The organism is Allorhizobium borbori (assembly GCF_014196535.1).
Lineage (GTDB): Bacteria > Pseudomonadota > Alphaproteobacteria > Rhizobiales > Rhizobiaceae > Ectorhizobium > Ectorhizobium borbori.
Map to the genome: position 1 here is coordinate 137,949 of NZ_JACIDU010000001.1, position 26,723 is coordinate 164,671.

A 26,723-nucleotide genomic window follows, 5' to 3' on the forward strand; every position below is an offset into this window, starting at 1 on the left:
ATTGTTATCAGGCGCGGGCGACGGCGAAGCCCATTTGCGGCTTGGCATCGGGACCACGCAGGTAGAGCGGCGACGGCGCAAGCGCCGTATCACCCATGCCCAGACGGGCGATGAAAAGCGGCGGGTAGCGATCCGTTTGCACTTCCGCCCCTTCGACCAGCAGGGCGCGTGCCGAACCGACAACCACGGCGCCGCTTTCGCGGGCAAGGTTTGCGGCCTCCTCATGGCCCAGAAGACGCGGCGCGGTGAGCGCCTCGCCCGTGGCAGAAAAGAGCTGGGCATAGATCTCGTCGCGCCGGGCATCGATCGCTGCCAGAACCGGCTGTCCGGGATGATCTTCCTGCGCCGCAAGGCCGATGACCGAGAGCGTCGAAACACCGGCCGCTTCGATGCCAAGCGAGAGCGCGAAACCGCGCGCCGCGGCCACACCGACCCGAATGCCCGTGAACGAGCCGGGACCGACCGTCACGGCAATCTTTTCAACGGCGTCGAGCGTCAATCCGGCCTGTTCCAGCGCCTGATCGATCACCGCCATCAGCCGTTCGGCATGGCCCTTGCCAATGGTCTCGACGACGCTCGACAGAAGACGATCCTGCACGGAATCGTAAAGGGCGGCGGTGCAATCGCCCGCCGCCGTATCCAGCACCAGAAGGATCATACGCCGACGGCTTCGACTTCGCGGATTTCCGGAACGAAATGGCGAAGCAGGTTCTGCACGCCGTGCTTCAACGTGGCCGTGGAAGACGGGCAACCCGAGCAGGCGCCCTTCATGTTGAGGTAGACCGTGCCGTCCTTGTAACCGCGGAAGGTAATGTCACCGCCATCCTGAGCGACAGCCGGGCGAACACGGGTTTCCAGCAGTTCCTTGATCGTCGCCACGATACCCTCATCATCGGCGTCGAAGAACTCGTCGTCCGAATCGACGTCAACGGCCGGGCCGTTCTTGCCCATCACCGGTGCGCCGGACATGAAGTGTTCCATGATCGTGCCGAGGATCGCCGGCTTCAGGTGCGGCCATTCCTGGCTGTCCTTGGTGACGGTGATGAAGTCATAGCCAAAGAAAACGCCCGTGACGCCCGAAACGCCGAAAAGGCGCGCGGCCAGCGGCGAGGTTTCGGCATCCGCCGCAGAGCGGAACTCGGCCGTGCCGTTTTCCATCACCACGCGGCCGGGCAGGAATTTCAGCGTGGCCGGGTTCGGGGTGGTCTCGGTCTGGATGAACATGGATGTCTCCCTGCGGCAAGCCGCGTGTTTTAGAATTCTTCCAAAATATAACTCTGCCGCTCATCTTTCAAGAGCGACGGGCGAGACAAAACGTCCGGGACAGGGCTGCTCACGGCCTTGTCAGCACAGCGCGTCGATCTCCTCGTTGGTCAGCGTATCCGGCAGAACCGTGACGGGAATGGGAAATGCAGCGCCGCGACCGGCAATCGACGACACCAGCGGCCCCGGCCCATCCTTGGTCGAACCGGCGGCCAGCACCAGAATGGCGATGTCGCGATCCTCTTCGATCACCGCATTGATCTGCTCGGCGGCGGAGCCTTCACGGATGACGATTTCCGGATCGACGCCCATGGTCTCGCGCACCTGGGCGGCGGCGGCGGCAACGACGTTTTCGGCCTCCTCACGCGCTTCGGCCCGCATGATCTCCTCGACGCCCAGCCATTGCTGGAAATCGCCGTCGGGAATGACATAGACCAGCACCAACCCGCCATTGGAATTCTTGGCGCGGCGGCCGGCATAATGCACGGCGCGGGCGCATTCGGGCGTGTTGTCGATAACGGCCATGAACTTGCGCCGATGGCCTTCGAGGCTGGACAATCGTTTTGAAACCATGAAGCCTCCATCCGCAAAACCGCTGACCGGCGGGACGGGCCCGCCGGGTGCAATATTATCGTACGAAACCGATGATGTCGCGCACGTCCGTCATGGTTTTTTCGGCGATCTCGCGGGCGCGGGCGCCGCCATCGCGCAACACGGCGTCGATATGTTCGGGCGCATCGAGAAGGCGGCGCATCTCCTCGCCGATGGGCGAGAGAACGTTGACGGCAAGTTCGACCAGCGCCGGCTTGAAGGCCGAGAACTGCTGGCCGCCGAACTGTTCCAGCACCTTTTCGCGGGTACTGTCGGAGAGCGCTGCATAGATGCCGACGAGGTTTGCGGCTTCCGGGCGACCGGCAAGGCCGGCGACTTCGGAGGGCAGTGCGTCGGGGTCGGTCTTGGCCTTGCGGATCTTCTTGGCGATGGCGTCGGCGTCATCGGTGAGGTTGATGCGCGAAAGATCGGACGGGTCCGATTTCGACATCTTCTTGGTGCCGTCCTTCAGCGACATGACGCGCGGCGCGGGACCGCCGATCAGCGGCTCGACCATCGGGAAATAGGCGTGCACCGGCTCTTCGCCGACGGTGATATCGACACCGAGGCCCTGCTTGCGGATATGCGCACCGAAGTCGATGTTGAACTTCTGGGCGATGTCGCGGGCAAGCTCCAGATGCTGCTTCTGGTCTTCGCCAACCGGAACGTGGGTGGCACGGTAGACCATGATGTCGGCGGCCATCAGGCTCGGATAGGCCAGCAGGCCGAGCGAAACCTGCTCGGCATTCTTGCCGCCTGTCTTGTCCTTGAACTGGGTCATGCGCTCCATCCAGCCGATGCGCGCGACGCAGTTGAATATCCAGGCGAGTTCCGCGTGCTGCGGCACCGCCGACTGGTTGAAGACGATGCTCTTCCTGGGATCGATGCCGGAGGCAAGGAAGGCCGCGGTGATCGAGCGGATCTGGGTCGGCATGTCATCATGCACGAGTTGGGCGGTCAGGGCATGCAGGTCCACGACGCAATAGATGCAGTCGCGGTCTTCCGCCTGCAAAGCCACGAACTTGCGGATGGCGCCGAGATAGTTGCCGAGGTGGAGATTTCCGGTGGGCTGGATACCGGAAAAGACAAGCGGTTTGAATTCAGTCATCGTCGTCCTCGACAGGCGGGCAAGGGAATTTGGTGCGGGCTGTATGCACCCTCACCCGCCGCCGATCAAGAAAAACCTTTACTCCGAAACCGGCTCGGCCTTCGGCTTTGCACCGCGTTTCAGGGCACGCGTCAGCATCGAGCGATCCGCCCCGCCAGTGGCGAAGGCAAGGCCGAAATAGATGACCATGGCCGCCAGAACGAGGGCAGCAACCGTAGCCGCCTTGATCGCCGTCGCAGCCGACGAGGCCAGTTGCGGCCCAAGGAAGGCGATGGCGTAATGCAGTGCCACGGCCATCAACCCGGCGGAAAGAACAAGACGCGGAATGCGTTTCAGCAATGGCTTGTCGCTGCCCCAATGGCCGCGTTTCACTAGCGTGAAAAACAGCAGGCCTGCATTGACCCAGCCGGCGACGATCTCGGCGGTGGCGATGCCGAGCGCCGAAAGCTTCGGGAAGAGCGTGATGGCAAGCGTCACGTTCACCAGAACGGAAATACCGGCGAAGATCATCGGCGTGCGCGTGTCCTCCCGGGCGAAGAAGCCGGGAATGAAGGCCTTGATGAGCACGAAGGCGGGCAGACCGAGGCCATAGAGCCCGAGAATGGCGCCGACCGTGACCGTCGAGTCCGCATGGAAATTGCCGCGTTCATAAAGCAGCCGCACGATCGGTTCGGACATGACGAGCAGCGCGGCAGCAGCCGGCAGCGTCAGGAACAGCACGAACTCCACAGAGCGGTTCTGGAGATTGGCTGCTTCCGTCGCCGCGCCACCACGCAGCGCCCGCGCCAGTTCCGGCAGAAGCACGGTCGCGACCGCGATGCCGATGACACCCAGCGGAAGCTGGTAGATGCGGTCGGCATAAACGAGCGAGGACACAGCTCCCTCGGCGCCTGACGCAATGGCCGTGTTGATGAGCAGGTTGACCTGGGTGATGCCGCCGGTGATTGCCGCCGGCAGCGCCAGCACGAGCAGCCGCTTCACATTGGCGGTGAGACGCGGGCGGCGGAAGCCGATCTTCATGCCGGCATGGCGAACGGCTCCCCAGACGATGGCAAGCTGCACCACGCCAGCCGCCATGACGCCCCAGGACAGACCAAGACCGACATCGAGCGCGTCATAATCCTTCCACCAGGCAAGCGCCAGCACGCCGATGAGGATGAAATTCAGAAAGACCGGAGCAATCGCCGCCGCGAAATAGCGATGCAGCGAGTTCAGCATGCCGCCCATCATCGCCGCCAGCGACATGCAGGCAAGATAGGGGAACATGACGGTGGCAAGCCGCACCGTGAGATCGAATTTCACGGGGTCGTCGGAAAAGCCCGGCGCGATCACTGTGCGCACCAGAAGCGGCATGGACAGTTCCATGACAATGGTGATGGCCAGCAGCACGGTGAAGAGAACGCCGAACACTTCCTCCGAAAAACGCCGCGCGCCTTCCATGCCACCGGCATCGATCTCCTTGGCGAAGAGCGGCACGAAGGCGGAGTTGAACGCCCCTTCGGCGAAAAGGCGACGAAAGGTATTTGGAAAACGGAAGGCGGCGTTGAAGGCATCGGCCACGGGGCCGGTGCCTACGGCCGAGGCCATCAGCATTTCACGCACGAAGCCGAAGACGCGACTGCCGAGCGTGGCGCCGCCGACGGTCGCGAACTTCTTGAGAAGGCTCATCGACCGCCGCTCCCGGCATTGGAAAGATTGCCGCCGGAATGGCGCGGCGCTCCCGGCCGCAGTGCATCGTGATCGCCCGCCATGACGGAGCGCAAGCGGTTGGTGATCGCCGCCTGACGGTTCTCGCTGTTGATCTTCTCACCGGTGAGATCGGTGACGTAGAAGGTATCGATGACCTTCTCGCCAAAGGTTGTGATGTGGGCCGACTGGATGTCGAGCAGAAGATCGGCAAGCGCCGCCGTGATTTCCGCCAGAAGACCGGGCCGGTCGAGGCATTCGATTTCGATGACAGTGAACTTGTTCGACAGCGTATTGGAAATGGACACGCCGGGCGTAACCGGGAAGGCGCGGTTCTTCGGGCGCTTGCCGCGCGTGCGGCTGGCAATCACCTCCGGCAGGCGCTTGGTGCCGGCCAGAACCTCCTCGATCATGCGGCCGATGGTGGCGGCGCGGCGCATTTCGTCCTCATCCTCGGGATATTCGCGGTTGATGAGGATCGTGTCGAGCGCGCGCCCGTCCGACGTCGTGAACACCTGCGCGCCGACGATGTTGGCGCCGGCAAAGGCACAGGCGCCGGCAATGACCGACAGCAGGCGGGGATGGTCGGGCGACAGCACGGTGATTTCCGTCACCGCATGGAAGGAATGGGTGCGCACCGACGTGGCGAGCGTCTTCCTTTCCTTGTCGGAATCGCGGATGAACTGGGCATGGCGCACCTGATCTTCCAGCGGTACGGACAGGAGATAGGGCTGGTAATGTAGCCGCGAATATTTGCGGCGGTCCTTCTGGCTCCAGTCCGAGAGCGCATCGTAAAGCGCCTGCTGGGCTGCCTCGGCGCGTTCCTTGCGGGACACCTGCGAGAAGCCGCCGGACAGAAGAAGCTCGGTCTCGTAATAGAGCGTGCGCAGAAGCTGGCCCTTCCAGCCGTTCCACACGCCCGGCCCCACCGCGCAGATATCGCAGACGGTGAGGATGAGCAGCATGTTCAGCCGGTCGAGCGACTGTACCTTTTCGGCAAAGTCGGTGATCGCCTTGCGGTCGTGCAGATCGCGTGTCTGGGCGGTCATCGACATGGTCAGATGTTCCTGGATCAGCCAAGCGACCAGTTCGGTCTGCTTCGGCGAAAGACCGAAACGCGGGCAGAGCTTGCGCGCCACCTTGGCTCCTGCAATGGAGTGATCCTCCTGCCGGCCCTTGGCGATGTCGTGGATCAGCACCGCAACGTAAAGCGCCGTGCGATCCTCGATGGTTTCGATCAGCTTCACCGAGAGCGGGAACGTATCGCCGCCGAGCCCCTTGTCGATGCGTGAAAGCTGCTCGACGGAGCGGATCAGGTGCTCGTCCACGGTATAGTGATGATACATGTTGAACTGCATCATCGAAACGATCTTGCGGAATTCGGGAATGAAGCGGCCGAGAACGCCGGCCTCGTTCATGCGCCTCAGAATGAGCGCCGGTTCGCGCTTGGAGGTGAGGATCGACAGGAACAGGCGGTTCGCCTCTTCACTCTCGCGCACGTCCTGATCGATCAGCGACAACGAGCGGGTGACGCGCTTCAGCGCATCCGGGTGGAATTCGAGACCGTTGAGGCCAGCAATGTGAAACAGGCGGATGATGTTGACCGGATCGCGCTTGAACACGTCCGGATTGGCCAGCGTGATACGGCCGTGATCCTCGACGAAATCCACCGTGCCGGCGATCTTGCGCTTGCGACGGGCAAAGCGGCTGATGACGCCGGTCAGGCCGGGCGTATCCTTGGCCTGCTGGTCTTCGAGGGCGGCGCAGAAGATGCGGGTGAGATCGCCCACATCCTTCGCCACCAGGAAGTAGTGCTTCATGAAGCGCTCGACATTCGACAGGCCGGGCCGGGAATTGTAGCCCAGAAGCTCGGCGATCTCGCGCTGGATATCGAAAGACAGGCGTTCCTCCGCCTTGCCGGTCAGGAAGTGCATGTGGCAGCGCACCGCCCAGAGGAAATCGTCCGCCTTCTGGAACAGCCGCCATTCCTGTCGCGACAGCACGCCGAGACGCACCAGTTCGGCGGAATCGGAAATGCGGTAGTAATATTTCGAAATCCAGAACAGCGTGTGCAGGTCGCGCAGACCGCCCTTGCCTTCCTTGACGTTCGGTTCCACCACATAGCGCGTATCGCCGGCCTTGCGGTGGCGCTCGTCACGCTCGGCGAGCTTGGCGGCGATGAACTCCGGCCCGGTATTGACGACGATTTCCTTGTCGAAACGGCTGGCCAGTTCCTCGGCAAGGCTTTCCTCGCCGCAAATGAAGCGGGTCTCGAGAATGGCGGTGCGGATCGTCATGTCGGCAATGGACTGGCGGATGCACTCTTCGACGCTGCGGACCGAATGGCCGACCTTGAAGCCCATGTCCCACAGCAGGTAGAGAACGAACTCCACCGCCTTGTGGGTCATGTCGGCCGCTTTCGGAGGAAGCAGGAACAGAAGATCGATGTCCGATCCCGGCGCCAGCGTGCCGCGACCATAGCCACCGACAGCGGTAATCGCGATCTGGCCTCGCGCCGCCGGATAGACGTGATTGATCGTGATGTCGTTCAAGATGGCAATGAGGCAATCCTGCAGATAGGAGATGCGGCGGGCGCAATCGAGGCCGCCGCCTTCAGTCTCCAGAATGCGGCGGGCATTGGCTCGCCCGTCCTTGCTGGCGGCTTTCAGCACGGGCAGAAGCGCTGCCTTGATGTCATCGGGTCTACCGGCATGGGCGGCCGCCAGCGCCATGCATTCCGCGCTCAGCCGCGCGACATCGATGACTTCAGGAAATTCGACTTCGAGCTTTGCCATGTCGTGCATCTTTCGTTCATCGCGCCGTGTTCCGCGCGTTTCAGGCGGGGCTTAAGATACAGGTCAGCCGTTGCCAAGCTCTTTCTTGAGAGCGTAAATCTTCTCTAACGCCTCGCGCGGCGTCAGATCGTCGGGATTGATGCCCTTCAGCAGCTCCTCCACCTTCGATGGGCCGGCCTTGACCTGATCCCGGCGCACCGCCACCTGGAACAGCGGCAGGTCGTCGATCAACTGGCTGGCCGGGTTCTTGCGGTCGGCATCCTCCAGCCGGGTCAAAACCTCCCGCGCCCGCGCCACCACCGAATCCGGAAGGCCGGCGAGACGCGCCACCTGAATACCATAGGAGCGATCGGCAGCGCCCGGCCCGACTTCATGGAGGAAGATCACCTCGCCCTGCCACTCCTTCACCTTCATCGTGACATTGGCAAGGCGGGCGAGCTTTTCGGAGAGAACGGTCAGCTCATGAAAATGGGTGGCAAAGAGCGCACGCGACTTGTTGGCCTCGTGCAGATGCTCCACCGCCGCCCAGGCAATCGACAGGCCGTCGAAGGTGGCCGTTCCGCGCCCGATTTCATCGAGGATGACCAGCGAGCGGTCCGTCGCCTGGTTGAGGATCGCCGCCGTTTCGACCATCTCGACCATGAAGGTGGAGCGACCACGTGCCAGATCGTCGGATGCGCCAACCCGCGAAAACAGACGGTCGACAATACCGATCTTCGCTTCCGACGCAGGAACGTAGGAGCCCATCTGCGCCATGATGGCGATCAGCGCATTCTGGCGCAGGAAGGTCGACTTACCGCCCATGTTCGGACCGGTCAAAAGCCAGACGCCGCCGAAGGAACCGCCGGCTGCGGGTGAAAGATCGCAATCATTGGCGATGAAGGGGCCGGCGCCCTGCCGGAACAGCGCCTGCTCCACCACCGGATGGCGCCCGCCTTCGATGCGGAAAGCCCGTGTATCGTCCACATGCGGGCGGCAATAGGCGCGCTCGATGGCGAGAACGGCAAGACCTGCGGCAACATCGAAGACGGCCAGCGCGCGGGCTGCCGCCTTGATGATCTCCGCTTCGGCAACGACGGCTTCCACCATGCGGGCGAAGGCGGCCAGTTCGATGGCCACCGCCTCGCCCGCCGCATTGGCGATGCGGGATTCGAGTTCGGCCAGTTCCGTCGTGGTGAAGCGCATGGCGTTCGCCATGGACTGGCGATGGATGAAGCGGGCCTTGGCCTCGGGCGTGCCGGTCATCGTATCACTGTTACCGGCGGTGACCTCGATGAAATAACCAAGCACATTGTTATGCTTGATCTTGAGGGCGCGAATGCCCGTCTCTTCGGCATATTGCAATTGCAGGCCGGCAATGACCCGGCGCGACTGATCCCGCAGGCCGCGGGCTTCATCCAGCTCGGCCTTGGCACCCTCGCGGATGAAGCCGCCGTCGCGCTTCAGAAGCGGCAATTCGTCGGCCAGAAGCTGCGCGAGCATTTCCTCCAGCCCCGACGGCAGGGACTGAAGGGTTTTCAGCGCCGCCGACAATTCCGGCGGCATCGGCGCATGAGCCAGCTTTTCTGCAAGTTCGCGCGAGGCGGCAAGCCCCTGAAGGATAGCGCCGAGATCGCGCGGGCCGCCCCGGTCGAGCGCAAGGCGCGTCAATGCACGCGGCATGTCCGGCACACGCTTCAACAGTTGGCGCAGCGACGAGACCGTGTCCGGCTCATCCATCAGCCAGCCGATGGAATCGAGCCGTTCGCCGATGCGGGCGGGGTCCGTCAGCGGCGACATCAGGCGTTCGGAAAGAAGGCGTGCGCCGCCGCCCGTCACCGTGCGGTCGATGGCTTTCAGCAGCGAACCTTCCCGACTGCCGGACAGCGTGCGGGCAAGCTCCAGATTGGCGCGGGTTGCCGGATCGATGAACAGGGTCGAGGCCGCACTTTCACGCTCGGGACGACCAAGCGGCGGGCGCTCGTTGATCTGCGTCTTCTCGACATAGGCGATGATGGCGGCAGCGGCAGTCAGTTCGGCCCGGCCGAACGTGCCGAACCCGTCGAGCGTGCCGACACCGAAATAGCGCGTCATGCGGCCTTCGGCACTGGCGCTATCGAACAGAACCGCCGGCTGCGGCACCACACGACGCCCCAGCACATCGAAGACGGGCTTCAGTTCCGCATCGTGGAACACCTGATCGGCAAGAATGAGTTCGCTCGGATCAATTCGCAAAATATCGGCCAGAAGCCGGTCTTCCCCGGTCTCCGCCACCCGGAAAATGCCCGTGGAGATATCGATCCAGGCCAGCGCATATTGCGCCTCGCCGCCGCCGCGAATACGGGCAAGCGCCATGAGATAGTTCGATTCCGACGGCGAGAGCAGCTTTTCTTCCGTCAGCGTACCGGGCGTGACGAGACGCACCACATCGCGGCGCACCACTGATTTCGAGCCGCGCTTCTTTGCCTCCGCCGGATCTTCCACCTGCTCGCAGACGGCAACGCGGAAGCCCAGCGAAATCAGCTTCTGGAGATAATCGTCGGCCGCATGGACCGGCACACCGCACATGGGAATGTCATGGCCCATATGCTGGCCGCGCTTCGTCAGCGTGATGCCAAGAGCGCGAGAGGCCTCCGCCGCGTCGTCAAAGAACAGTTCGTAGAAATCGCCCATGCGATAGAAAAGCAGCGAATCCGGGTTCGCCGCCTTGATCTCGATATACTGCTCCATCATCGGCGTGGCCGATGCGCGGCTTTCCTCGGAGATCAGGGTTGCGGCGTCGAGGCCGTTTTCATTTGTGTCGCTAATCGTCACGGCGTTAATTTTTTATTGCGCGGCAGGACTTGCGACTCTATCGATGTGCCCCGACCAAAACAAGCCGACGACCCGGTTGAAGCCGGGCTGCCCACAGAAACGGGGGATACCCATGTCCGCATCCGAAAAGCCTGAGCGTAGCCGCACCACCGTCACCGCGCAGGAAGCGCTTGATTTTCATGCCATGGGCCGTCCCGGCAAGCTGGAAATCGTGCCGACCAAGCCGATGGCGACGCAGCGCGATCTTTCGCTGGCCTATTCGCCGGGCGTGGCGGTTCCGGTGAAGGCGATCGCCGAAAATCCGGCGGCGGCTTACGACTATACGGCGCGCGGCAATCTCGTGGCCGTCATTACCAACGGTACGGCGATCCTCGGTCTCGGCAATCTCGGCCCGCTCGCCTCAAAGCCGGTGATGGAAGGCAAGGCCGTGCTTTTCAAGCGGTTTGCCGATGTGGATTCCATCGACCTTGAGGTCGATACTGAAAATGTCGACGAATTCGTCAATGCCGTGCGCTATCTCGGCCCCTCCTTCGGCGGCATCAACCTCGAGGATATCAAGGCCCCTGAATGCTTCGTCATTGAAAGCCGCCTGCGCGAACTCATGAACATCCCGGTGTTCCATGACGACCAGCACGGCACCGCGATCATCGCCGCCGCCGGACTCATCAATGCGCTGGAACTGACCGGTCGCGACCTGAAGACCACGAAACTCGTATGCAACGGCGCGGGCGCTGCGGCCATCGCCTGCATCGAACTCATCAAGGCCATGGGCTTTTCGGCAGAAAACGTCACCCTTTGCGACACCAAGGGCGTCATCTATCAGGGCCGCACCGAAGGCATGAACCAGTGGAAATCGGCCCATGCCGTGAAGACGGACGACCGCACGCTGGCGGAGGCCATGAAGGGCGCCGATGTCGTACTCGGCCTGTCGCAGAAGGGCGCCTTCTCCGCCGACATGATCCGTTCCATGGCAGCGAACCCGATCATCTTCGCCATGGCGAACCCAGATCCGGAAATCACGCCGGAAGAGGTGGCGGAAATCCGCGGCGACGCGATCATGGCAACAGGCCGCTCGGATTATCCGAACCAGATCAACAACGTGCTGTGCTTCCCCTACATGTTCCGTGGCGCGCTCGACGTGCAGGCCACGACGATCAACGAGGACATGAAGATCGCCGCCGTGCGGGCCATTGCCGGCCTCGCCCGCGAGGAAGTGCCAGATGAGGTCGCCGCCGCCTATCATGGCCAGCGTCCGAGTTTCGGGGCCGAGTACATCATTCCCGTGCCGTTCGATCCGCGCCTCATTGCCGCCGTTCCGGCAGCCGTTGCTGCGGCCGCAATGGAAAGCGGAGTTGCCCAGAAACCGATTGCCGATTTCGCCGCCTACAAGCGTTCGCTTCTTGCCCGCCGTGATCCCATCGCCTCGACGCTGGAAGGTCTCTACGGTCAGGTGCGCGCCAACCCGAAGCGCGTCGTCTTTGCCGAAGCGGAGGAGGCGCAGGTGCTGCGTGCGGCCATCGGTTATGCCAATCAGGGCCTCGGCACCGCCGTTCTGCTCGGCCGGGAAGCGGAGATCAGCGCCATGGCGGAAAAGATCGGTCTCGATCTCGACCGTCCGGGCGTCGAGATCGCCAACCACCGCTCGCCCGAGATCCTCGACCGCTATGCGAGCTATCTCTATGGCCGCCTTCAGCGCAAGGGCTTTCTGTTGCGCGATTGCCAGCGGCTGGTGCGCACCGACCGCAACCACTTCGCAGCCTGCATGGTGGCGCTGGGCGAGGCCGATGCGATTGTCACCGGGGCGACACGCAAGTTCCCGACCGCGCTGAAGGATATTCGCCGCTGCATCGACACGGCGACGAACCGCCCGGTCGTCGGCGTGTCGATGGCAATTTCGCGCGGGCGCACCGTGTTCATCGCCGACACTGCCGTCAATGACAGCCCGAGCCCGGCTGAACTGGCCGATATCGCCGAAACGGCAGCGGATTTCGCCCGGCAGATGGGTTATACGCCGCGCGTCGCCTTCCTTTCCAGCGCCACCTTCGGTTCACCGGTCAGCGGCACCTCAGAACGCATGCGCGCCGCCACAGCCGAACTGGACAGCCGCGACGTCGATTTCGAATATGACGGCGAGATGGGGGCGGATGTGGCACTGAATGCCCAACGTCTGGCGCAATATCCGTTCTGCCGTCTGTCCGACACGGCAAACGTGCTCGTCATGCCCGGCACACATTCGGCCTCGATCTCCTCGCGCATGTTGCAGGAACTCGGCGGTTCGACCGTGATCGGCCCGATCCTGCTTGGCTTCGCGAAATCGGTGCAGATCGCCTCGCAGGGCGCGCGCGACAGCGACATCGTCAATCTCGCGGCGATTGCGGCCTATAACGCAGGCAATTGATGCAGCAAAAAGCCCCGCATGGAGGAAACCCATGCGGGGTATCTGAAAATACGCAACGCTGAAAAGAGCTTTCTGAAACCGCTTCGCACTTTTGGGGAACTGCTCTAGCCGGCGAAACGGCCGGCATCCGCACCGTAGTAGTTCACGTAACGCCCGGAGATCGCCGCAATCGGCAGAACGACGAGAACATCCGTCGTGTTGAAGGCCCGGTCGATGACCGCCCCTTCACCGAAAACCGCGCCGAGGCGCAGATAACCCTTTACGAGCGGCGGCATAACCGCCAGTGCCCGGCGCGCATCGACTGCTTCCGGTGGCATCATGTCCATGGAGCAATGGAGCGACGGCAGCGCGGATACCGCCCATTCCCCCTTGCCGCCGGCATGGTGGTGCAGGAAGGACAGCGCAAGCGCGTGCGCCTCGGGCTGAATGCCTGGGAAGGAAGCACAACCGAACATGGCGTCGATGCCGTGTTTCAGCGCGTAAGCCCAGTTCCCCTGCCACAGAAGCTCCACCGTGCGACGCGTGCGATAATCCGGCAGCACGCAGGAGCGGCCAAGCTCCATGAAGCGCTTGTCGGCATGGCGGGTCAGAAGCGGTCCGATATCGAATTCATGGGCGGAGTAGAAGCCCCCGTGGCGCTCGGCCACATCCTGCCGCAGCAGGCGATAGGTGCCGACGATCTGGTCTTCCGGATCACCGTCAATGGCGCTGTCGATGACCAGAAGATGGTCGCAAATGGCGTCATAGGCATCGTAATCGCGTCGCGCCTGCATGGCTTCCGGAGGAAGTTGCGCGCCCATTTCCTCGACGAAAACAGTGAAGCGAACCCGCTGGGCCGCCTCGACCTCGGACGTTGTGCGGGCCAGCCGTGTTTCCAGCGAACCGATGCGCCCCAGAAGACCCTCTGTCGTGGAAGATGCCTTGGCGAGAACGCGCTCACCCGTTTCGGTTGCCGTTTCCGGCATGAGGAGTTCGATGCTCATGGTGCCCTGCCCGTCGTCGATCCTGTGTCTGGCATATGACACTTCTCTGCGACAGGAAAGTGACAGGCTTGAAAGTGCCGGTCACACACCGGATTTTTCGTCGACCTGTGCCCGGCGAATGGCCTTGATCTCCTCCAGAAGCCGTTCCGGGCCGGCGGGCTTTTCCATCACGACATCCGCACCGTTCAGGAGCGCACGCTGGGCGGCCTGCCGGCGCTTGTCGGCGCTCAGCACCAGAACCGGCGTACGGACAAAGCCCCGCTCGCGCTCAGCCGCACGGATGCGGGCGATCACGTCGATGCCGTCGCCGCCCGGCATGTTGAGATCGGTGATCAGAAGGTCGGGACGGTTGCCGTCCGGGGCGAGCATGACATCCAGCACATCGCTGAAATCCATGACATGGGTCACGCGATGCCCCTCCTTCTCCAGCGTCGAGCGGGCGAGCATGGCGTTGACCGGATCGTCCTCGGCAAGCAGGATTCTGAGACCATTGGCATTGGCCACGACAGGCTCAGTATTGGCAAAGCCCGGCAACGGTCGGTTGTCGTTCAGCGCGTCGCGCTGTTCGACGCCATGCATGCGCCCGGTCAGGACATCGGCCAGCGACTTCTCCCGCAGCGGGCGGATCAGCCAGGCGTCGTAATCGCCGCGACGACGTGCGGTGCGTTCTTCCGGATTGACGAGGAATATACGGCGCGGGCCGCTGATGTCATCGGCCGCGCGGGCGGGAACGGCGCGCGCAAAGGCCTGCGATAACCGGTGATCGACGATGATGTCGGTGAACGGGCCGGACTTCGCCGTGCCCTCAAGCGCCTGCGCCGCCTCCGTGGCGGTGGTGACATGGCGGCAACGGGCGCCGAGCGTCAGAAGCGTGGATACGGTGGCCCGGGCCGCCGGACCGGCCGGCGCGACGAGAAGAACGTGACTGGCCGCAAGGCGCAGGCCGCGCTCCTCGCGGTTCACTTCCCCCTGCACGGCGCGAACCGGCAGGCGCAGCGTGAAAGTGCTTCCAGCGCCCTTGCGGCTGGCAGCGGAGAGTGTGCCGCCAAGTGCTGCCATGATGCGGGTGGAAATGGTCAGCCCAAGGCCCGTTCCGCCGCTACGTTCGCCGGCCGCACCCACCTGTTCGAACTCGCGAAAGATTTTTGCGAGTTCCGCCTCGTTCATGCCGGGGCCGGTATCGGTGACGGTAATGACGAGATCCTGACCTTCGAGCATGGCGGCGATCAGAACGCCGCCGGTGCGGGTGAACTTCACCGCATTGCCGATAAGATTGAAAAGCACCTGCCGGACGCGAGCACTGTCGAATTCCAGTCGCCCAGGCACGGAGGCATCCACCGTGACCGCGATTTCCAGACCCTTGGCATGGGCGCGGTGCGCTAGCATCTCGCAAACGCCTTCGATGAAGGGGCGCGTATCGGCAATCACGGGATTGACCGTGAAGCGGCCGGCCTCGATGGAGGCGCAGTCCAGCAGTTCGTCCACCAGTTGACCGAGCGCCTCCCCGGACTGACGAACGCCTTCGATGTAGCTTGCCTGCTCGGGGCTTAGCCGCGTGCGGGAAATAAGGCTGGCCATGCCAAGGATGCCGCCAAGCGGCGTGCGGATTTCGTGGCTGACGGTCGCCAGCAGGCGCGACTTGGCGTCGCTCGCTTCTTCGGCACGCCGGCGGGCATCCTCGCGCGCGCGGGCAAGCTGGCGTTCGTCCGTCACGTCGCGGGCAAGGCTCTGCACGACGAGATCACCGCTGCGGGCATCGCGTGTCGTCACATCATGCCAGAGGAAGGTGCGCGGGCCACGCTCCGTCAGCATCTCCACCTCGAAACGACCGGGCTGGCTGGCTGCCTCGAACAGAAGACCGAGATCCTGACAGGTGCGGCCTTGCGGGTTGACGTCCGCAACCAGCCTGCGAAACACGGCATTGGCCGAGAGAATACGGCCCTCGAGATCGCGCGTCAGGACGATATCGCCGAGCGCATTGTGGATCGAATCGTGGATCGCGGCGCTATCGTCATAGCCCCATCGCGCATCCTGCTGTCGCTCGGCCAAGGCCAAGGCCGACACCGGCGCCCGCTGCGGCACCTTGAGAACCGGTTGCGGAGGCGGAGCGGAGGCAACAACGGTGGAAGAACGGGTGAGGAAATGCAGGATGACGGCGCCGATGCCGACGCTGCCCAGCCCGCCGATGACGGCATAAAGACCCGCTTCCTTGCCGATGGCCAGCGCCGCTGCAGAGGCCAGAAGGCCTGCGCCGCCGAACAGATAGGGGCTGAATGTCAGGCCCCGAGGCCGAGCCTCCACCGTCTTCACGGTCTCGGGCTCGAAGGTCGCCTCTGCCGAAAGGGGCGGCGGCGTAACGGTGACGCGTTTCGCAGTCTCCTCACCGGGGACCGGGGAGGAGCCGAAGGCGTTGGCGATACGGTTCTGCAGTCGGATCAGGTCGCTCATGCCCCCTGCATTAGCACAAAGCCCGTTCCGATCCGGTTTGCTGCATCGTTAGAAGTTTAACGATCCTGCACTTTAGGCGCGAAGAACTCGTTGAGGAAAATCAGCGCGGCACCAACGCTGATGCAGGCATCGGCCAGATTGAAGACGGCAAACGACCATGTCTGCGTGTGAAACAGCACGTAATCCACCACATGGCCATAGACGAAACGGTCGATGATATTGCCGAGCGCGCCGGCGACCACGAGCGCGAAACCAAGATGCGCCAGCCAGTGGGATGGCGGCGTGCGCTTCCACAACCAAAGCACGAAGGCAACAATGACCAGCCGCATGCCGACAATGAACCAGCCATGCGTATCGGCCAGCATCGAGAAGGCGACACCCAGATTATAGGTGCGGTAAAGCGCCAGAAACGGAATGACAGGCACTTCCTGCTGGAACGGCAGATAGGCCTCGACCGCCACCTTGACGATCTGGTCGAGCGCCAGCGCGATGATCACGAGAATGACGGCAAAAAGCGGCCGCGACGCAAGGGGAACACGCTCCATACTTACGCCTCGTCCAGCGACAGAAGATGCCGCCGCGCCTCATAGAGCATGACAGCGGTGGCTACCGCCAGATTGAGCGAATCGGCCCTGCCCTGCTGGGGAATGCGCACGCGCTGGTCGGCCTTGCCGGCCAGTTCGTCCGGCAGGCCGGACTGTTCGTTGCCCATGAGCAGCACGGTCGGCTTCTTCTTGTAATCCACCGTTCGATAATCAACCGAGCCCGCCAGATGCGTTGCGACGATCTGCACATCCGCCCCCTTGCGCCAGGCGAGGAAATCGGCAACCGAAGCCTGCGACACCGGCAAGGCAAAGACGGAGCCCATGGTGGCGCGAACGGTTTCGACCGCGAAGGGATCGGTGCAATCACCGACGAGGATGACACCCGAAGCGCCCGCCGCATCCGCCGTGCGGATGATCGTACCGAGATTGCCGGGATCGCGCACGCGGTCGAGCGCCACATAGGTCTCGCCCTGCTGAGGGCGGATGGCCGAAAGGGGCTTCCAGCGCTGCTCGAACACACCGGCCACCATCTGCGGATTGTCCCGGCGCACGATGGAAGACATGACCTTTTCGGAGACTTCCAGCACCAACCCGCCGGACGCCACGGTCTTTGCGGCAATTTTCTCCACCAGCGGCTTGCCCTTGGCGGCCTTGGCGTAAATCAGCGTGCGGATGACCCAGCCGAGTTCGATGGCGTCGATGACGAGTTTCAGGCCTTCAGCGATGAAGGCGCCGCTCTCCTCGCGCGCCTTCTTGTTCATCAGGGTCTTGATGTCCTTGACGATGGGATTGGCGAGGCTGGTGACTTCCTTGACCTGCCCGACGCGGCGCGCGCCGTCCTGTCCGTAATATTCGCTCATTCCGGTACCCAGCGGCTGAAGAGAGAGGTGGAAAGCGCCCGACCGGGCGTTTCGCCATCGAGGCCAGCCTCACGGATGACGAGTTCGCCCGATTCGACCACGCCGCCGCGCCCGCGCATGGTGTCACGCATCAGTTCGTGCATGGAATAGAAGCTGGCACGAATGGAATAGGCCGTCAGCACAAGGCCGCGAGCCTTCGGCGCGAGGATTTCGCGGCACTGATCGAGCATCAGCGGCAGGTGTTCGAAGAGGTGCCAGACCTCGCCGTTGGTGCCGCGTCCGAACTTCGGCGGGTCGGTGAGGATGATATCGTACCGGCTGCCGCGACGGACCTCGCGCTGCACGAACTTCATCGCATCCTCGCAGATCCAGCGGATCGGGGCGCGATCGAGGCGCGACAGCGCCTGGTTTTCCCGCGCCCAGCCGATGGCCTTCTTGGAGGCGTCCACATGGGTGACTTCCGCACCGGCAGCGGCGGCCACCAGCGAGGCGACACCCGTGTAACCGAAGAGGTTCAGCACCTTCAAAGGCCGGTTGGCCTTCTCGATTTCCGCCTTCATCCACGCCCAGTGGGCAAGCTGCTCGGGAAACACGCCAACATGGCGGAAGGCGGTGAAACGACCGAGGAAATCGGCACCGAGAAGCTGAAGTGGCCAGGTCTCGCCCAGCGCCTCACGCGGAAAGCGCCAACGACCGATGCCATCCTCGTCAGTGTCGCCGGTGAAGACGGCGTCTACCTTCTGCCAGACATGCTCCGGCAGCGATTTCGGCCAGAGCGCCTGCGCCTCGGGTCGGATGATGCGGTAGGGTCCATATTGTTCGAGCTTTTCGCCATTGCCGCTGTCGATCAGGCGAAAATTTTCCGAGCCGGCTGTTTCCAGAATGATCGGAACGCGTTCGGCGGGCCGAGCCCCAGACCTGAGAGGAAGGAAGACCTTTTCCGCCGTTTCGCCGCGCTTTTCGTCCTGTTCGGCGCGAATGGGCGGGCGCTCCGGCTCCCGAACGGGCCGTTCCTGCGCCTTTTGCGGGCGCGAAGACGATGCCGGACGCGCATCGGGACGCCGCCCCGCCACCGGCTTTTCGCCAAAGCCCGGCTTGCCCGCCGGTTTCTGCGCCTTGCGGCGATCCTTGTCCTTCACGCCATCACCCTAAGATTTGCGGGCACCCTAAAGATTTGCGAGCACCCTGACGATACCCGCAACCGCACACGGCCCGGCTTCGGCGCATGCTTTACCATCGCCACGAGCGCGGTCAAAGCCTGAAAACGGGGGGAAACGATCACTTGGCGGGGAGTTGCGCCACGGCCTGCGCCGCCATCTCTTCCGCCCTTGCCTTGTGGCGGTCGGCTTCGCTCTGCCATTTCACGGCTTCGCGGGCCTCGATGCGGGCACGCTTGCGGTGGCGTCCCTGCGAAAACCAGGTGACAAAGGAACCGATGACCATGCCGAGCATCAGCGCCAGGAAGATGAACACGAAAAACGGTGCGTGGAGGGAAAGCGCCTCGTCTTCCGGACGGAACGGATTGAACGCCAGCGACACGATATGCCGGTTGGCCACAGACAACACGATCAGCACGATGGCGAGCGGCAGCAGAATGAAAAGATTAGCGATTTTCTTGACCATGACGGACCTCCTTCCGCAGGACGCAGCGGCAACGAGGGTCAATCGCCCTGTTCGTCCTCGTCGTCCATGCCGGGGTTCAGGCGCTCACGCAGTTCCTTGCCCGTCTTGAAGAAGGGCACCCACTTTTCCTCGACGAACACGGTTTCGCCGGTACGCGGATTGCGACCGGACCGCGAAGGACGATTCTTGACCGAGAACGCGCCAAAGCCGCGCAGTTCCACGCGATTGCCGGCAGCCAATGCATCGGTGATCTCGTCGAGCACGGCATTGACAATATTCTCAACGTCCCGGTGGTAAAGATGCGGGTTACGCGCCGCAACAATCTGTACAAGCTCGGACTTGATCACGTCGATCCCCTGAAACCCCGAAACGCATGCTCTCCGAAACCGGAATTGATCTCGGCTCGCACGCATAAACCCAAGCGCTACAAGCCCTTCCCGTCTCCAGGACGAGACTCGCAACCGCTTTCAGCTCTTCTTGTTAATCTCGCCCAACCTGCCAAACGGAAAGAAGCCCGTCAAGGAACAAGTTGCGCGACCTGATTTCCCGCAAAACCGTCGCGGGATCAAAGGCCTCCGCCTGATCACCGAATCCGGCGATCCGCATCATGCTGCCAAGGAGCGGGAACATCGAACCCGTCGCGGGCGCCTTCCACTCCACAACCGGCAGGGTTGCGTCGACACCCTTGGTGGCCAGCCAGTTGCGGATTTCGATATCGCCGCCCAGTTCATCGACCAGCTTCAGACCAAGCGCCTGACGTCCCGTGACAATGCGCCCGTCAGCAAGTGGCAGCACCGTTTCACGCGAAAGACCGCGACGTTCCGCCACAAGACCGACGAACCAGTCATAGCTATCCATCACGGTGGCGCGGATCATCGCCTTGGCTTCGTCGCTTGCCGCATGGAAGGGCGAAGGCTCGGCCTTGAGCGGCGCGGATTTCACCTCATCGATCGAAACACCGATCTTGTCGAGAAGCTCGCCGGCCTGCGGATATTGCATGAGAACGCCGATGGACCCGGTGATCGAGGTTTCTCCGGCGACGATCCTGTCACCGGCCAGCGCCACGATGTAGCCTGCAGAAGCCGCAAGCGTGCGGACATCGGAGACGACCGGCTTCTTTTCGGCGACCTGACGGAGCGCCTTGTAAAGCCGCTCGCCACCATAGGTCGTCCCTCCGGGGGAGGAGATCGAGACGACGAGCGCCTTGGCCGCCGTGCTTTTCGCGATCTTGTCCAGGCGTTCGAGCAATTCGCGGTCATCCTGGATAACCCCGGAAATCGTCACCCGCGCGACATGGTCGCCATCTGCTCCGGCTTCGTCCGGCTTCACGGCTCGCCAGGCGGCAAAGAGCCCGGCAATCACCAGCAAGAGTGCGGCGATGCGCCAGAAGGTCAGCTTGCGACGCAGATGCCGCCGTTCGGCAATCGAGGTTCCGTCCATGTCCATGGTTCTTCCCGCTTCCATTGCGCCGGACCGACTGTCTCAAAGAAGGCGCAATGACCGTACTTATGGCGAAAGCGCCTCCGGTTGAAGAGGGGGCAGGCAATTTCCATATTGGCAAGTGCCCATAACCATGCGAAACGACCTTGGGACTGGACAACGCCAGTTCCGCCTTCTCTACAGGCCCCGACAATGCTTGATCGAACCGACAGCCCCGCCGCGACCTCAGTCGGCAGCCCGTCCATGGCCACCCGCGCCTATGACGACGCACGCCAGCACTCCCAGCGGGTGCGGCGGCTCAAGGTCATACTGCCGGTTGGTGCAGCCTTCATCTCGCTCGCGTTCATCCTCGTATCGGTTGTCAGGTCCTACCTTCCGGAGAATGTCTCCGTGCTGGGCGCCAAGGTCGAAAACGGCAAGATCGTGATGGAAAAGCCGGCGATTGCGGGACGCAACAAGGACGGCATCAACTATTCCATGACCGCCGAGCGGGCCTTGCAGGATATCAAGAATCCGAACAACCTCTCGCTGGAAACGATCAAGGCAGCCGTGCCGCTCAACGACCAGATCATCGCCCGCGTCACCGCGGAACGGGGGGATTACGATCGCTCGTCCGACCGGCTCAACATGACCGCGCCCTTCGATATCGACCTTTCGACCGGCCTCAAGGCCCACCTCTCCTCGGCCTTCATCGACGTGAAGGAAGGGTTGCTGGAAAGCGACGAGCCCGTGAGAATTTTGATGGACGGCTCTTCGATTATTGCGAACAGCGTCAAGATAACGGATAAGGGTCATATCATTTCCTTCTCAGGCGCGGTTCGTGTCAATATCGACCCGGTCGCCATCCGCAACGCCAAGCAGCAGAGCCGGCCTTAATGATTGAGTTCAGCCCTATTAAAGACCGCAAGACCGCCGCCTTTCTCACGGGCCTCGCCATCGCCGCCGTCTGTCTGCCGCAGATCGCCCTGGCGCAGAGCACCACGACCAAGGGCAACCTGAAGCTTTCCAACGACCAGCCGATCCAGATCGAGAGCGATCAGCTCGAAGTGAAGGACAAGGAAGCCAAGGCCATCTTCACCGGCAATGTGAAGGTGGTGCAGGGCACGACTACCATGCAGTCCGGCAACATGACCGTTTATTACAAGAGCGGCGAGGGCACCTCGATCAGCTCCGGCAGCACCGACATCAAGAGCATCGACATGGGCGGCAAGGTGTTCCTTTCGTCCGGCACCCAGCAGGCCACCGCCGATGCCGGCCGCTTCGACATGGACACGCAGACCTTCGTGCTGACCGGCGACAAGGTGGTTCTCTCCGAAGGTCAGAACGTATTTGTCGGCTGCAAGCTGACGGTGCATATGGACAGTGGCGAAGCCAAGCTCGACGCCTGCGGTGGTCGTGTCAGCATCCAGCTCGATCCGTCTTCGCAGAAGAAGCCGTAAGGCCGACGCCCCGTGAAAATCAGCAGCCTCACGAATATTGCCGGCAGGCTTCTGTCGAAGGGCAAGCCCGTCAAGACGGTGGCCGACAAGAGCCGTTACGAGGGTACGCTCATCGTACACGGGCTGACGAAGACCTATCAGACGCGCCGCGTGGTCAATGGAGTGTCTCTCGTCGTGCGCCGTGGCGAGGCTGTCGGTCTGCTCGGCCCGAACGGTGCGGGCAAGACCACCTGTTTCTACATGATTACCGGTCTCGTGCCGGTGGATGCGGGCACCATCGCCATCAATGGCGACGACGTGACGGGCATGCCCATGTATCGCCGGGCGCGGCTTGGCGTCGGCTATTTGCCCCAGGAAGCCTCTATCTTTCGCGGCCTGACCGTGGAAGACAACATCCGCGCCGTCCTCGAGTTGCACGACAATGACAAGGCCCGCCGCGAGGCCAAGCTCGATTCGCTGCTCAACGAGTTCCACATCGACAAGCTGCGCAAATCACCGGCCGTCGCGTTGTCGGGTGGTGAACGCCGTCGTCTCGAAATCGCCCGCGCACTGGCGACAGACCCCGCCTTCATGCTGCTCGACGAACCTTTTGCGGGCGTCGATCCGATTTCCGTTGCCGATATCCAGAACCTCGTGCGCCACCTGACGGCGCGTGGCATTGGCGTTCTCATCACCGACCACAATGTGCGTGAAACGCTCGGCCTCATCGACCGGGCCTACATCATCCATGCCGGTGAAGTGCTGACGCATGGACGCGCCGACGATATCGTCTCCAACCCGGAAGTACGCCGCCTCTATCTCGGCGATAAATTCAGCCTCTGAGGCGAAAACTCCACGGCGCAGGCATTTTTTCCATCATTTTTCGCCCCGTTGAAAGTTTTTGACAGGTAGGTGACAGTTCCGCTTGACCGGAACCTCCAAAAAAGCAATTTTTGGGCCAGTTCTTCTTTTCGTATTCCAGAAACGAAGAAGCCAAGGGAATTGTGGGAGTTTCGCGTCCGTCATGGCACTTTCCGCCGGCCTTTTCCTGCGCCAGAGTCAGTCTCTCGTCATGACTCCGCAACTGATGCAATCCATCCAGTTGCTGCAAATGACTCATTTCGAACTCGTCCAGTTCATTGCACAGGAAGTGGAAAAAAACCCGCTGCTGGAAGTGAGCGGCGGGGATGACGATCACGGCGCACCGCTGGAGGCGACGCCGGACAATTTTGGCCCGGAACTGCCGGAAGGACGGGGCGAGGACGGCGACAAGGGCGAGGAGCGCCTCAACGCCGACTGGTATGAGACCGGGCAGAACGCCAGCGCCGACCGGCTGAACAGCGCACTCGACACCAATTACGAAAACGTCTACCCCGATGACGGGCATGAGCGCTCGGCCGATGTGCCCGAACTCGTCAGCCAGTGGAAGTCCATGCCCGGCGGCGATGCCGGCGAGGGTTACGATCTCGACGCCTTCGCGGCGATGCAAGTAACGCTATCCGACCACATCGCCCAGCAGATCCCCTTCCTGCTGACATCCGCACCCGATCGCCTGATCGCCCAGCTTCTGACCGAACATCTGGACGAAGCCGGTTATTTCCGCGGCGATCTCGCGGAAATCGGCGAGCGCCTCGGCAAGACAACCGCGGATATCGAGTGCGTGCTGACCGCGCTCCAGACACTCGATCCGCCGGGTATCTTTGCCCGCTCGCTCAGCGAATGCCTGGCCATCCAGCTCCGGCAGAAAGATAGGCTGGACCCGGCAATGGCGACGCTGGTCGAGCATCTCGAACTTCTGGCCAAGCGCGACTTCCAGACGCTCAAGAAGCTGTGCGGCGTGGATGAGGAAGACCTTCTGGAAATGCTCGGTGAAATCCGTTGCCTCAATCCCAAGCCGGGCAGCGGCTTTTCCAACACCATACCGGAAACGATCACGCCGGATATCGTCGTGCAGGCGGGGCCGCAGGGTAACTGGCTGGTGGAACTGAACCCGGATACGCTGCCGCGCGTTCTGGTGAACCAGAGCTACTTCGCGGAAATTTCGCGCAACACCGCCAAGAGCAATCAGGATCAGGCCTTCCTTTCCGAGTGCATGCAGAACGCCAACTGGCTGACGCGCAGCCTCGACCAGCGTGCCCGCACCATCATGAAGGTCGCGAGTGAAATCGTGCGCCAGCAGGATGCCTTTCTCCTGCATGGCGTCGATCACCTGAAGCCGCTGAACCTGAAAACGGTGGCGGATGCCATCAAGATGCATGAATCGACGGTGAGCCGCGTCACCTCCAACAAATACATGCTGACGCCGCGCGGCCTGTTCGAGTTGAAGTATTTCTTTACCGTCTCCATCGGTTCGGCCGAGGGGGGCGACAATCACTCGGCGGAGGCCGTGCGCCACCGCATCCGTGTGCTGATCGACAAGGAGCGCCCGGATGCCGTTCTTTCGGACGACGATATCGTCGACAGCCTGCGCAGCACCGGCATCGATCTTGCCCGCAGAACCGTCGCCAAGTATCGGGAGGCGATGAATATCCCCTCCTCCGTACAGCGGCGGCGCGAAAAGCGGGCGCTGGCGAAAGTGGCTGCGCAATAAGGGCTTTCGAGGCATCAAGCCACAGGAATTAACCCGCCTTTAACCGGTGATTGACTTTTGGCACCCTGACCGGTAGAAGCCCCGCCAGCATGAAAGGCAGGCGACACCGGCTCGAAACAGGACGTGCCCGGACCACTCGCTTTCACTCACGACGCGCCGAGAGGCATGATCGAAGGATTTTCTACCCTGCTGCGGCAAACCGGCACATTCACGACAAATTGCCTATTCGGAACGGCTTTCGCCGCCCGGTATATTTGTCTTGAAGGCTTGGATGCGAACCGGCGTTGACTTAGACTGTTCGACGCAAACCACAACAAGAAGGGAAACTCCATGAGTGTGCGTGTAACCGGGAAGCATATGGATATCGGCGACTCGTTCCGTCAGCGGATCGAAGGGCAGATTGCCGATGCGGTCACGAAATATTTCGAGGGAGGGTATTCCAGCCAGGTTATCGTCGAGAAGTCTTCATCCCGCTTTGCGGCGGATTGCCGGCTTCATCTCGATACCGGCGTCAATCTGCACGCCACCGGCCAGGCAGCCGAACCGCAGGCCGCGTTCGATGCCGCCTGCGAGCGTCTCGAGAAGCGTCTGCGTCGCTACAAGCGCAAGCTTCGCGACCATCACGCCGGCCAGAGCGGCAACCCCGGCGAATTCACTTTCTCGGTGGTCGATGCCGTTCCGGATGAAGCCGACGAAGTGCCGGAAGATTTCGCACCGACGATCGTTGCCGAGAACACCCGGCCGCTCAAGACGATGTCGGTCGCCAGCGCCGTGATGGCACTCGACATGACCGATGATCCGATCCTTCTGTTCCGCAGCCCCGGCGGCGAACAGTTGAACATCGTGTACCGTCGTCCCGACGGCAATATCGGCTGGATCGATTCGGCCAACATCAAGAGTTAACCAACTGGGGAGGCGCTGCCGAACGCCAGCGCCTCCCTCTTCCGCCTGAAGGCTTGAAGGAAAAGAAGTATGGCTTTGGCAGATTTGCTGCAACCAGATGCGATCATTCCCGCCCTCAAGGTCAATTCCAAGAAGCAATTGCTCCAGGAACTCGCCGCCAAGGCCTCGAAGCTCATCGGCGTGCCCGAACGCGAGATTTTCGATGTCATCCTGCAACGGGAACGGCTCGGCTCCACTGGTGTGGGCAATGGCATCGCCATTCCGCACGGCAAGCTGAACAGCATCCCCACCATTCGCGGGCTTTTCGCGCGGCTTGAAACGCCGGTCGATTTCGAAGCGATCGATGACGAACCCGTCGATCTCGTTTTCCTGCTTCTGGCGCCCGAAGGCGCCGGCGCAGACCATCTGAAGGCCCTGTCGCGGATTGCCCGCGTGCTGCGCGACCAGGATCTCGTCGCCAAGCTGCGCGCCACGGATTCCGCCAGTGCCATCTACACCTTCCTGAACGAGGATCACGCGTCCAACGCGGCCTGATCCTTCCTGCGCTGCAAGCGTGCCGATAAAATGAAAAAGCCGCGGCAAAACCGCGGCTTTTTCATTGTCTTTACGTGGAAGCGATCAATCGCCCTTGGCCTCGCCAGCCGTATCCGCAGGCGCGGCTTCCGCTGCCTTCGGGCCGCCCTTGGCGACGCCGACCATGGCGGGGCGCAGAACGCGGTCGCCGATGGTATAGCCGGCCTGAACGACCTGCACCACCGTGTTGTTCGGCACGTTAGGGTTCGGCACCTCGTACATGGCCTGATGGAAGTTCGGATCGAACTTCTCGCCTTCGGCGTCAATCTTCTTGACGCCGTGACGCTCGAGTGTCGACAGCATGGAGCGCTCGGTCATCTCGACGCCTTCGAGCAGCGACTTGACGACGGCATCGGCCGCCTCCTTGAGTTCCGCCGGAACGGCTTCCAGCGCGCGGCGCAGGTTGTCGGAAACAGCCAGCATGTCGCGAGCGAACGAAGAGGCCGCATAAGCCTTGGCATCCTTGACCTCGCGCTCGGTACGGCGGCGCAGATTGTCCATTTCGGCAGCCAGACGCAGGAACTTGTCGCGCAGATCCTCGTTCTCTGCCTTCAGAAGATCGAGCGGGTTGGCTTCTTCGGCGGGCGCAGTCTCTGCGGCTACCGTCTCCGGCTTTTCCGCCGCGCTGGCGTCAGGTCCGTTGGTCTTTGCTTCGTCGGTCATGACGTACTCCGATTTCAATTGCTTCTCTAAGGAATTGCCGCAC

Annotated in this window: 24 protein-coding genes; 7 read left to right on the forward strand and 17 right to left on the reverse strand. The window is 62.4% G+C overall.

All coding sequences use genetic code 11. The annotated features are described in order from the left end of the window. Positions 1-7: 7 nt before the first annotated feature. From tsaB to mutS, 7 genes are all read right to left on the reverse strand, one after another. Positions 8-658 (reverse strand): tRNA (adenosine(37)-N6)-threonylcarbamoyltransferase complex dimerization subunit type 1 TsaB, encoded by a 651-nt coding sequence (gene tsaB / locus GGQ66_RS00630; RefSeq protein WP_183788373.1) that lies wholly within the window; start codon positions 656-658, stop codon positions 8-10. Then, the gene (locus tag GGQ66_RS00635) at positions 655-1,224 is read right to left on the reverse strand and encodes a NifU family protein (protein ID WP_183788375.1); all 570 of its coding nucleotides are present in this window, start codon (positions 1,222-1,224) and stop codon (positions 655-657) included. Before GGQ66_RS00635 ends, tsaB begins: the two co-directional genes overlap by 4 nt. 120 nt (positions 1,225-1,344) lie before the next feature. Beyond that, the gene (locus tag GGQ66_RS00640; protein ID WP_183788377.1) at positions 1,345-1,836 is read right to left on the reverse strand and encodes a universal stress protein; all 492 of its coding nucleotides are present in this window, start codon (positions 1,834-1,836) and stop codon (positions 1,345-1,347) included. Between the two features lie 55 nt (positions 1,837-1,891). Beyond that, positions 1,892-2,962 carry a tryptophan--tRNA ligase gene (gene trpS / locus GGQ66_RS00645; protein WP_183788379.1) on the reverse strand — a complete coding sequence of 357 codons (1,071 nt, stop codon included), beginning with the start codon at positions 2,960-2,962 and terminating at the stop codon, positions 1,892-1,894. A 78-nt stretch (positions 2,963-3,040) separates the two neighbouring features. Continuing rightward, the gene (gene murJ / locus GGQ66_RS00650) at positions 3,041-4,630 is read right to left on the reverse strand and encodes a murein biosynthesis integral membrane protein MurJ (RefSeq protein ID WP_183788381.1); all 1,590 of its coding nucleotides are present in this window, start codon (positions 4,628-4,630) and stop codon (positions 3,041-3,043) included. After that, positions 4,627-7,452, reverse strand: a complete 2,826-nt coding sequence (locus tag GGQ66_RS00655) for a [protein-PII] uridylyltransferase (RefSeq protein WP_183788383.1) — start codon at positions 7,450-7,452, stop codon at positions 4,627-4,629. Before GGQ66_RS00655 ends, murJ begins: the two co-directional genes overlap by 4 nt. Positions 7,453-7,506: 54 nt before the next feature. Then, positions 7,507-10,155 (reverse strand): DNA mismatch repair protein MutS, encoded by a 2,649-nt coding sequence (gene mutS, locus GGQ66_RS00660; RefSeq protein ID WP_183788871.1) that lies wholly within the window; start codon positions 10,153-10,155, stop codon positions 7,507-7,509. Positions 10,156-10,348: 193 nt separating this feature from the next. Here mutS and GGQ66_RS00665 point away from each other — a divergent pair, with 193 nt between their 5' ends. Next, the gene (locus GGQ66_RS00665; RefSeq protein WP_183788385.1) at positions 10,349-12,634 is read left to right on the forward strand and encodes an NADP-dependent malic enzyme; all 2,286 of its coding nucleotides are present in this window, start codon (positions 10,349-10,351) and stop codon (positions 12,632-12,634) included. 104 nt (positions 12,635-12,738) lie between these two features. Here GGQ66_RS00665 and olsB read toward each other — a convergent pair whose 3' ends face one another. The 8 genes from olsB to sppA form a co-directional block, all read right to left on the reverse strand. Continuing rightward, positions 12,739-13,617, reverse strand: a complete 879-nt coding sequence (gene olsB, locus GGQ66_RS00670) for a l-ornithine N(alpha)-acyltransferase (protein ID WP_183788387.1) — start codon at positions 13,615-13,617, stop codon at positions 12,739-12,741. Positions 13,618-13,698: 81 nt separating this feature from the next. Further along, entirely contained in the window at positions 13,699-16,065 is a 2,367-nt protein-coding gene (locus GGQ66_RS00675) for a hybrid sensor histidine kinase/response regulator (RefSeq protein WP_183788389.1), read from the reverse strand. 56 nt (positions 16,066-16,121) lie between these two features. Then, entirely contained in the window at positions 16,122-16,610 is a 489-nt protein-coding gene (gene lspA / locus GGQ66_RS00680; protein ID WP_183788391.1) for a signal peptidase II, read from the reverse strand. Positions 16,611-16,612: 2 nt separating this feature from the next. After that, positions 16,613-17,470, reverse strand: a complete 858-nt coding sequence (locus GGQ66_RS00685; protein WP_183788393.1) for a TrmH family RNA methyltransferase — start codon at positions 17,468-17,470, stop codon at positions 16,613-16,615. Next, on the reverse strand, positions 17,467-18,609 hold the full coding sequence (locus tag GGQ66_RS00690) for a class I SAM-dependent methyltransferase (RefSeq protein ID WP_183788394.1): 1,143 nt from the start codon (positions 18,607-18,609) through the stop codon (positions 17,467-17,469). Before GGQ66_RS00690 ends, GGQ66_RS00685 begins: the two co-directional genes overlap by 4 nt. Positions 18,610-18,748: 139 nt before the next feature. Further along, complete coding sequence (locus GGQ66_RS00695) at positions 18,749-19,093, reverse strand: DUF502 domain-containing protein (RefSeq protein WP_183788396.1); 345 nt, start codon at positions 19,091-19,093, stop codon at positions 18,749-18,751. A gap of 38 nt (positions 19,094-19,131) precedes the next feature. Continuing rightward, positions 19,132-19,440 (reverse strand): integration host factor subunit beta, encoded by a 309-nt coding sequence (locus GGQ66_RS00700; protein WP_183788398.1) that lies wholly within the window; start codon positions 19,438-19,440, stop codon positions 19,132-19,134. A gap of 133 nt (positions 19,441-19,573) precedes the next feature. Continuing rightward, positions 19,574-20,533, reverse strand: coding sequence for a signal peptide peptidase SppA (sppA, locus tag GGQ66_RS00705; RefSeq protein ID WP_183788873.1), 960 nt, complete (start codon positions 20,531-20,533; stop codon positions 19,574-19,576). A 243-nt stretch (positions 20,534-20,776) separates the two neighbouring features. On the opposite strand from sppA, the gene lptC reads away from it, so the two are divergent. From lptC to lptB, 3 genes are read left to right on the forward strand one after another with little or no spacing between them, the layout of a single operon-like run. Further along, on the forward strand, positions 20,777-21,409 hold the full coding sequence (lptC, locus tag GGQ66_RS00710; RefSeq protein ID WP_237358759.1) for an LPS export ABC transporter periplasmic protein LptC: 633 nt from the start codon (positions 20,777-20,779) through the stop codon (positions 21,407-21,409). Then, positions 21,409-21,972, forward strand: coding sequence for an LptA/OstA family protein (locus GGQ66_RS00715; RefSeq protein ID WP_183788402.1), 564 nt, complete (start codon positions 21,409-21,411; stop codon positions 21,970-21,972). Before lptC ends, GGQ66_RS00715 begins: the two co-directional genes overlap by 1 nt. 51 nt (positions 21,973-22,023) lie before the next feature. Then, positions 22,024-22,794 carry an LPS export ABC transporter ATP-binding protein gene (gene lptB, locus GGQ66_RS00720; RefSeq protein ID WP_183788875.1) on the forward strand — a complete coding sequence of 257 codons (771 nt, stop codon included), beginning with the start codon at positions 22,024-22,026 and terminating at the stop codon, positions 22,792-22,794. Here lptB and GGQ66_RS00725 read toward each other — a convergent pair. Next, positions 22,784-23,071: a hypothetical protein gene (locus GGQ66_RS00725; RefSeq protein WP_183788899.1), complete on the reverse strand. Its 288-nt coding sequence runs from the start codon at positions 23,069-23,071 to the stop codon at positions 22,784-22,786. The genes lptB and GGQ66_RS00725 overlap by 11 nt on opposite strands. Here GGQ66_RS00725 and rpoN point away from each other — a divergent pair. The 3 genes from rpoN (at position 22,976) to ptsN (ending at position 25,978) form a co-directional block, all read left to right on the forward strand. Next, positions 22,976-24,541 carry an RNA polymerase factor sigma-54 gene (gene rpoN, locus GGQ66_RS00730; protein ID WP_183788404.1) on the forward strand — a complete coding sequence of 522 codons (1,566 nt, stop codon included), beginning with the start codon at positions 22,976-22,978 and terminating at the stop codon, positions 24,539-24,541. The genes GGQ66_RS00725 and rpoN overlap by 96 nt on opposite strands. A gap of 330 nt (positions 24,542-24,871) precedes the next feature. Continuing rightward, positions 24,872-25,444 (forward strand): ribosome hibernation-promoting factor, HPF/YfiA family, encoded by a 573-nt coding sequence (hpf, locus tag GGQ66_RS00735; RefSeq protein ID WP_183788406.1) that lies wholly within the window; start codon positions 24,872-24,874, stop codon positions 25,442-25,444. A gap of 69 nt (positions 25,445-25,513) precedes the next feature. Then, positions 25,514-25,978 (forward strand): PTS IIA-like nitrogen regulatory protein PtsN, encoded by a 465-nt coding sequence (ptsN, locus tag GGQ66_RS00740; protein WP_183788408.1) that lies wholly within the window; start codon positions 25,514-25,516, stop codon positions 25,976-25,978. 84 nt (positions 25,979-26,062) lie between these two features. Here ptsN and grpE read toward each other — a convergent pair whose 3' ends face one another. Beyond that, positions 26,063-26,680 carry a nucleotide exchange factor GrpE gene (grpE, locus tag GGQ66_RS00745; protein WP_183788410.1) on the reverse strand — a complete coding sequence of 206 codons (618 nt, stop codon included), beginning with the start codon at positions 26,678-26,680 and terminating at the stop codon, positions 26,063-26,065. Positions 26,681-26,723 lie beyond the last annotated feature (43 nt).